Here is a 7,263-nt window from a genome sequence, read left to right on the forward strand (position 1 = left end):
GGGGGTAACCGACCGGGGGCGGAGCCCCCGGTCGGTTACCCCCGGGGACGGACGACCGCCGCGGAGCCGCCGCCGCGGCGGGTTCGTTCCGCCGCGGCCAGCCAGCGCCCGTCCGGCAGCCGCTGCACACCCGTCGCCGCGCCGATCTCCGGGTTCTCCTTGAAGACGTGCCCGATCGCCTCCAGGCGTCCGCGCAGCGGGCTGTTCCACAGGCCCGGTTCCAGTTCGGTCGCCGCCGCGTTGCGCTGGCTGGCGCGCGGGGCGGCGATCGCGTCGACGAGGGGCATGCCGCGGTCGACGTGGTTGAGCAGGGTCTGGAGGGCCGTCGTGATGATCGTCGCGCCGCCGGGCGAGCCGAGCGCGAAGGCGGGCGTGCCGTGGTCGAGGACGATGGTCGGCGAGATGGACGAGCGCGGCCGCTTGCCGGGGCCCGGCAGGTTCGGGTCGTGGACGCCCGGCGTGACGGGGACGAAGGAGAAGTCCGTCAGCTCGTTGTTGAGCAGGAAGCCCCGGCCGGGGACGGTGATCCCGCTGCCGCCGGTCTGCTCGATGGTGAGTGTGTAGGCGACGACGTTCCCCCACTTGTCGGCGACCGTCAGGTGCGTGGTGTTCTCGCCCTCGTACGGTGTGGCCGCGGCCTTGCCCCGCGCGGCGCAGGGCACCGGGTGCCGGGGGTCGCCGGGCACGAGCGGGCTGCTCAGCACGGATCTGTCGGAGACCAGGCAGGCGCGGGCGTCGGCGAAGGACTTGGACGTGAGCGCCTTGGTGGGCACCTTCTCCTGTGCCGGGTCGCCCACCCAGCGGTTGCGGTCGGCGAACGCGATCCGGCTGGCCTCGATGTAGCGGTGGAGATAGGTCTTCTCGTCCAGCTTCGAGAGGTCGCCGTGCTCCAGGATGTTGAGGGCCTCCGCGACCGTGGTGCCGCCGGAGGACGACGGTGCCATGCCGTAGACGTCCAGCCCGCGGTAGGTCGTACGGGTCGGGGCCTGCTCCTTCACCGCGTACGCGCGCAGGTCGCGTTCCGTCAGACCGCCCGGACGCGCGACGCGGTGGGCCTTCGGGTCGACGGGGGGCTTGTGCACGGTCCGCAGGACGTCACGGCCGAGGGCGCCGTGATACAGGACGCCCGTCCCCTTGTCGGCGAGCAGTTCGTAGGTGCGGGCGAGGTCGGGGTTCTTGAGGGTGCTGCCGACCACGGGCAGCTTGCCGCCGGGCAGGAAGAGGGCCGCGGTGTCCGGGAAGTCCCTGAAGCGCGCCTCGTTGTCGGCGGTCTGCTGCCGGAACGTCGCGTCGACGGTGAAGCCGTGGCGCGCGATGCGCTCGGCGGGCTTCAGCGCCTGCGCCAGGGACCGGCTGCCCCAGTTGCGCAGGGCGGCGTCCCAGGTGGCGGGGGTGCCGGGCGTGCCGACGCCGAGGCCACTGGTGACGGCGTCCGCGAACGGCAGCGGCTTCCCCTTCTCCAGGAAAAGGTCCTTGTCCGCGCTGAGCGGGGCGCGTTCGCGGCCGTCGAGGGTGGAGACGCGGTGGCGCTTCGCGTCGTAGTAGACGAAATAACCGCCGCCGCCGATGCCCGACGAGTACGGCTCGGTGACGCCGAGCGCGGCGGCGGTGGCGACGGCGGCGTCCACGGCGTTGCCGCCCTTGCGCAGTATCTCGATGCCCGCCGCCGTCGCGTCGGCGTCGACGCTGGCCACGGCCCCGCCGTAGCCGGTGGCGACAGGGGATTTCGGGGGTGTGCGGTCGGGGGCCGCCGCCGCGGTGGCGGGTGCGATGCCCGCGGCCAACAGGCCGACGGCGGCGGCGAGTACGGGCAGGCGCCGATGAGTGGTCGTTCTCGCGCGGACCATCCCTACCTCCATACGGGAGAGCGGGCCCCGGAGCCTACCCGCCCGTCCGGGGGGCGCGCCATGACCCCACCGACGCGGAAGACGCCCCGGAAGACGCTCCTCCGTGCGCCGGGGCGCGGAGGAGCGTCTTCCGGGGCGGCGGAGCGGTCGTACGCGTCGGCGGAGCAGCCGTACGCGTCAGCTCGCGCGGCCCGTGGCCTTCAGGACGGCGCCCGCCATCGCCGCCTCGCCCTTGGCGTTCGGGTGGAAGGGCGCCGCCGGGTTCTCCGGCTGCACGCCCTCGACCCAGCGGTCGTCCTTCGGGGTGCACACGTCGTGGCCGACGGTCGGCGTGTAGGTGTCGGCGTAGCGGACGTGCGCCTTGGCCGCCTGCTGCTGCAGCATGGCGTTGAGCTTCTTCTCGGTGTCCCGGAGGTAGGGGACGTCGCCCGCGGCCATCGGCAGCTTGGGGAAGCAGCCGACGCCGTTGTCCGGCATGATCGACGGGTAGCCGACGAGCACCACGCGGGCGAACGGCGCGCGCTGGTGAATGCCCTTCAGTACCTTGGCGACCTTGGTCGCGGCACCCGCGATGCGCCCGTCGAGCTCGTCGCCGCCGTTGGCTGTGTACTGCTTCTTGCAGGGCGCGCCGGCGGGGTCGGATGCGGACAGCTTGGCGCAGGTCTCGATGATGCCGCTGAAGCCGATGTCGTTGCCGCCGATACCCAGCGTGACGAGCGTGGTGCGCTTGTCGAGGGTGTTGAGCTGCGCCGGGTTGGCACCCTGCGCCTGCCACATGTCGTCGGTCTTCGCGCCGCTGCAGCTGACGTCCTTGAAGGTGGCGGTGCCCAGCTTCGCCGAGGTCAGCGCGGGGTAGTTCACGCTGGAGCGGAGGCAGTCGCCGCCGGACTGCTGCGGGATGCCGGGGCCGGAGGTGTAGGAGTCGCCGAGTGCGACGTAGCGCTCGCCGCCGGGCCGCGGGGTCTGGGCCGCCGCGGGCGCGGCCGCTGCCGCCGCCAGGGCCGCCACGGCGCCGACCGCCGCCAGGGCCTTTCCGTACTGCCCGCCGCGTGCGTGCGCCTGTGCCACTACTGCCTCCGAAGTCTTGCTGAAGTCGTTACCGAAGTTGTTGCCGAAGTCGTCACCGAGTGCGATGCCGTGTCCGGTGGGACGCAAGACTCGCTGTGACGTGACCGTCTGTCAACGTGGCTCAATCATTCCGCTGAGACGTACGCACTGTAACGGGGCTCGCGAAGCGGGCGATGACGGGCCATGTGATGCATCGAAGAGCGGCACTCAGCGTGGCGGCCGTGCTCGCCACGATCGCACTGGTCACACCGTCGTCGGCGGCCCTCGCCGACCCCGCCCCCGGGGCCGACGTCTCCGTCGGCCTGGCGGGCAACTACCCGGCACGCGCGAACGATTCCGGGAACTTCTCGGTGACCTGGACGTCCGAGGGGAGCGAGGACGTCACCGGGGTGACCCGTCTCACCGTGGACCTCCCGCCCGGCCTGACCACCAGCGGCGCGCTGATGTACTCGACGCCCTACGACTACACCTTCACCGAGACCGTCTCGCCCGACGGCCGCCACCTGGAGGCCGTCTACACCGGCACCATCGTGCCCGGCCGCAGCCACTTCATGAAGGTGCAGGTCCGCTCCGGAGCGCAGACGCCGTCCGGCACGATCACGGCGACCGTCGCCAACGCCGGGGACGCCGACCCGGCGGACAACGTCGCCTCCTATACCTACGGCGGCTCGTCCGAGCCGCCCGCCGTGCCCGGCGAGCCGGTGGTGACCGGGGTGGACACCACGACCGGACCGGGCACCGGCGGCACCACGGTGCGGATCACCGGCTACGGCCTGGACTCCGGGCTCGTGCTGTTCGGTGACGACCCGGCGCGGACGTCCTGCACGAGCACCGCGTGCACGGCGGTCGCGCCGGGCGGCACGGGCAGTGTCCCGCTCGACGTGCTCACCCCGGGCGGTGCCGTGGAGGCCGGGCACTTCGCCTACACGGGCCCCGGCCCGGTGCCGCCGCCCGCGCCCGCCGTCACCCGCCTGTCCACGCAGAGCGGACCGGCCGCCGGCGGGACCTCGGTGAACGTCTTCGGGACGTACCTGGCACATGGGACCGTACGGTTCGGCGGCAGGCCCGCCGCGCACACCTCCTGCGGGCCGGAGTTCTGCGGCGCGGTGGCGCCCGCGGGCACCGGCACGGTCGACGTGACGGTGGAGACGGGCGGCGGCACGAGCCCGGCGGCGGCTCCGGCCCGCTACACGTACACCACCTCCGCCGGCATCTCGGGCTGACGCCGATGAGCTGAGGCCGGGGAAAGAAAAGGGACTCCTGGGGCGTTCACGGGGAGGCGGCGCGCGGTCCGCGCGCCGTCGGCACACCCAGCGAGGAGTTCCCATGCGCCTGCACGTCGTCCTCCCGGACGAGTCCCCCGAGATGCCCGTCTCCCGGCTCGTGGAACTGGGCCGGGAGGCGGAGGCCCTGGGGTTCGCGGGCCTGTGGCTCCCCGACCACCTCCTGCCGCCCGGCGACTACGGCCCCACGTACGGCGGCGTCTACGAGCCGCTGGTCACCCTCGCCCATCTGGCGGCCGTCACCACCCGCGTCACCCTGGGCACCTCCGTGCTCGTCCTGCCGCTGCGCGACCCGCTGACCCTGGCCAAGCAGACCGCCACGCTCGCCGAGCTGAGCGGCGGCCGGTTCGTCCTGGGCGTGGGCACCGGCTGGGAGGCGTACGAGTTCGACGCGGCGGGGGCGGACTTCGCCGGGCGCGGCGCCCGTACCACCGCGGCCCTGCGGCTCCTCCGCCACCTGCACACCCAGGGCGGCGGGCCCTACGAGGACGCCTTCCACTCCTTCGACGGGCGCGCCGTCTTCCGGCCCGTCCCCAGGACGCCCGTGCCGTTCCTCGTCGGCGGGAACTCCGACGCGGCCCTGCGCCGGGCGGTGCGGGTGGGCGACTTCTGGCAGGCGGTGTTCCTGTCGCCCGAGGAGTTCGCCGAGCGCCGCGACCGGCTGCGGGAACTGGGCGGCGAACGGGTCTCCGCGGGAGCCCGGGACAGCTGGGACGACGACGCGGTCCCGGTCGACGACGTGGTGCGGCGCGTACGGGACTGGGAGCGGGCCGGCCCCGACGACCTGGCGCTGCACTTCGGTCCCGCCGAGGGGTTCGGCCGCCGTATGCGGGCCCTGGCGGAGCGGGTACCGGGACTTCTGGCCCAGGGCTGATCGCGGGGCCCGGCCGAAATCAATTCTTTTGTCGAATTCCGGCCTGTGACCCCTGTGACCAAGGCCATAGCTCCGCGTCCAAGGCGACTTGATAGATTTTTGAACGGCACGGCAATTGCCGCGGAGTTCGAACCGGGGGGACGAACTGATGAATTCTCAGCAGGTCGCCGCGGTCCCGGCGGCCGGTGCCGCGCATCGCTCCTGCTCCGCCCTTCTGTAGGCGAGCCGCAGCCCACTCCTGCTCCCGCCCGCGCCTCCGCGCCGCGAATTCCCCGCGCCGGTATGCGCAATTCCACGATTCCACGCCACCGCGTGCCCGGGGCGCGGCACGGGCGGCCGACGCCCTACATCGTCCGGCCGCCGTGCCCGCTCCACCCCCACGGAAGGAATGACGCACTCATGCATGGCTCCACGGCCGCACAGTCCGACGCCCTCGAGGCCCGGAAGACCGAACTCACCATCGACGGTCACACCCTGACGGTGGGCGACGTGGTCTCCGCCGCGCGGGGGGAGGACGCGCCCCGCGTCGTCCTCTCCGAGGACACGGTGCGCCGCATGCTCATGTCGATCGAGCTGAAGGGCCAGGTCATCGAGGCCGGTGTGCCGGTCTACGGTGTGACGTCCGGCTTCGGCGACAGCAACACCCGGCAGATCTCCGGGAAGAAGGCCGAGGACCTCCAGAAGAACCTCATCCGCTTCCTCTCCTGCGGCATCGGTCCCACCGCGCCGGAGGACGTCATCCGCGCCACGATGATCATCCGGGCCAACTGCCTGGCCCGCGGCTACTCGGCCGTCCGGCCCGAGGTCGTGGAGCTGCTCCTGGAGTGCCTCAACCGCGATGTGCTGCCGCCCATCCCCGAGCGGGGCTCGGTCGGCGCGAGCGGTGACCTCGTCCCGCTGAGCTACGTCGCCTCCGTGGTCACCGGGACGGGCCGGGCCCTGCACGAGGGGGTGGAGAAGCCCTCCGCCGAGGCGCTGGCCGCGGTCGGCCTGGAGCCCGCGGTGCTGGAGGCCAAGGAGGGCCTGGCGCTGGTCAACGGCACGTCCTTCATGTCCGGCTTCGCCGCGACGGCCCTTCACGACGCCGGTGAGCTGGCGTTCACGGCCGACCTGTGCACCGCGCTCGCCTCGCAGGTGCTCCAGGGCAACCCGATGCACTTCGCGCCGTTCATCTTCGAGCAGAAGCCGCACTCCGGCACCATCCGCAGCGCCCACACCATCCGTGAGCTGCTCGGCGACCCCGAGGACCGCGACCCGGGCGTGGCCCAGCGTGACGCGTCGCTCTCGGAGGCGGGCTTCCGCGAGCTGGAGGAGCCGATCCAGGACCGCTACTCGATCCGCTGCGCCCCGCACGTGACCGGTGTGCTCCGCGACACCCTGGACTGGGCGACGAACTGGGTGGACATCGAGATCAACTCCTCCAACGACAACCCGCTGTTCGACGTCGGGGCCGGTGTCGTCCGCAACGGCGGCAACTTCTACGGCGGCCACGTCGGCCAGGCCATGGACGCTCTCAAGACCGCTGCCGCCAGCGTCGCCGACCTGCTCGACCGCCAGCTGGAGCTGGTCGTGGACGAGAAGTTCAACAACGGCCTCACGCCGAACCTGATCCCCCGTTTCGAGGAGGACAGCTGGGACGCGGGCATGCACCACGGCTTCAAGGGCATGCAGATCGCCGCCTCCGGCCTGACCGCCGAGGCGCTGAAGAACACCATGCCCGCGACCTCGTTCTCCCGCTCGACCGAGGCCCACAACCAGGACAAGGTCAGCATGGCGACCATCGCCGCGCGCGACGCCCGCACGGTCGTGGAGCTCGTCCGCCAGGTCGCCGCGATCCACCTGCTCGCCCTGGCCCAGGCCGCGGACCTGCGCGGCACCGAGGTCCTCAGCGCCCCGACGAAGGCCGCGTACGACCTCGTCCGCTCCGTCTCCCCGACCATGGAGGGCGACCGCCCGCTGGAGGGTGACATCCAGCGCGTCGCGTCCCTCATAGCGACGGGCGCTCTGCGCTCCGCCGCGGAAGCGGCCGTGATGGCGGCCTGACCGCCTGGGGTTCCTGGGGGCTCGCACCCCCAGAGCCCGCCTACTGGGCTGCCACTTGCGCTCGGCGCGCGACTGCGGGTCGTGCACGGTTGCTCGCGCAGTTCCCCGCGCCCCTGACGGGCGCAGCCCCGATAGGGGCGCGGGGAAC

5 protein-coding genes are annotated in these 7,263 nt (G+C 72.8%); 3 read left to right on the forward strand and 2 right to left on the reverse strand.

Annotated elements, in window-relative coordinates; translation table 11 throughout:
- Positions 1-35: 35 nt before the first annotated feature.
- Both ggt and K6I34_RS27650 read right to left on the reverse strand, forming a co-directional pair.
- Positions 36-1,847 (reverse strand): gamma-glutamyltransferase, encoded by a 1,812-nt coding sequence (ggt, locus tag K6I34_RS27645; protein ID WP_229329846.1) that lies wholly within the window; start codon positions 1,845-1,847, stop codon positions 36-38.
- A gap of 177 nt (positions 1,848-2,024) precedes the next feature.
- Complete coding sequence (locus K6I34_RS27650) at positions 2,025-2,915, reverse strand: SGNH/GDSL hydrolase family protein (RefSeq protein WP_374231034.1); 891 nt, start codon at positions 2,913-2,915, stop codon at positions 2,025-2,027.
- 221 nt (positions 2,916-3,136) lie between these two features.
- On the opposite strand from K6I34_RS27650, the gene K6I34_RS27655 reads away from it, so the two are divergent.
- From K6I34_RS27655 to K6I34_RS27665, 3 genes are all read left to right on the forward strand, one after another.
- Positions 3,137-4,138, forward strand: coding sequence for an IPT/TIG domain-containing protein (locus K6I34_RS27655; RefSeq protein WP_229329850.1), 1,002 nt, complete (start codon positions 3,137-3,139; stop codon positions 4,136-4,138).
- A 103-nt stretch (positions 4,139-4,241) separates the two neighbouring features.
- Complete coding sequence (locus tag K6I34_RS27660; RefSeq protein WP_229329852.1) at positions 4,242-5,072, forward strand: TIGR03619 family F420-dependent LLM class oxidoreductase; 831 nt, start codon at positions 4,242-4,244, stop codon at positions 5,070-5,072.
- A gap of 399 nt (positions 5,073-5,471) precedes the next feature.
- Positions 5,472-7,115: an aromatic amino acid ammonia-lyase gene (locus K6I34_RS27665; protein ID WP_229329854.1), complete on the forward strand. Its 1,644-nt coding sequence runs from the start codon at positions 5,472-5,474 to the stop codon at positions 7,113-7,115.
- Positions 7,116-7,263: the final 148 nt, after the last annotated feature.

The sequence above is a fragment of the Streptomyces sp. UNOC14_S4 genome (assembly GCF_020740835.1).
GTDB lineage: Bacteria > Actinomycetota > Actinomycetes > Streptomycetales > Streptomycetaceae > Streptomyces.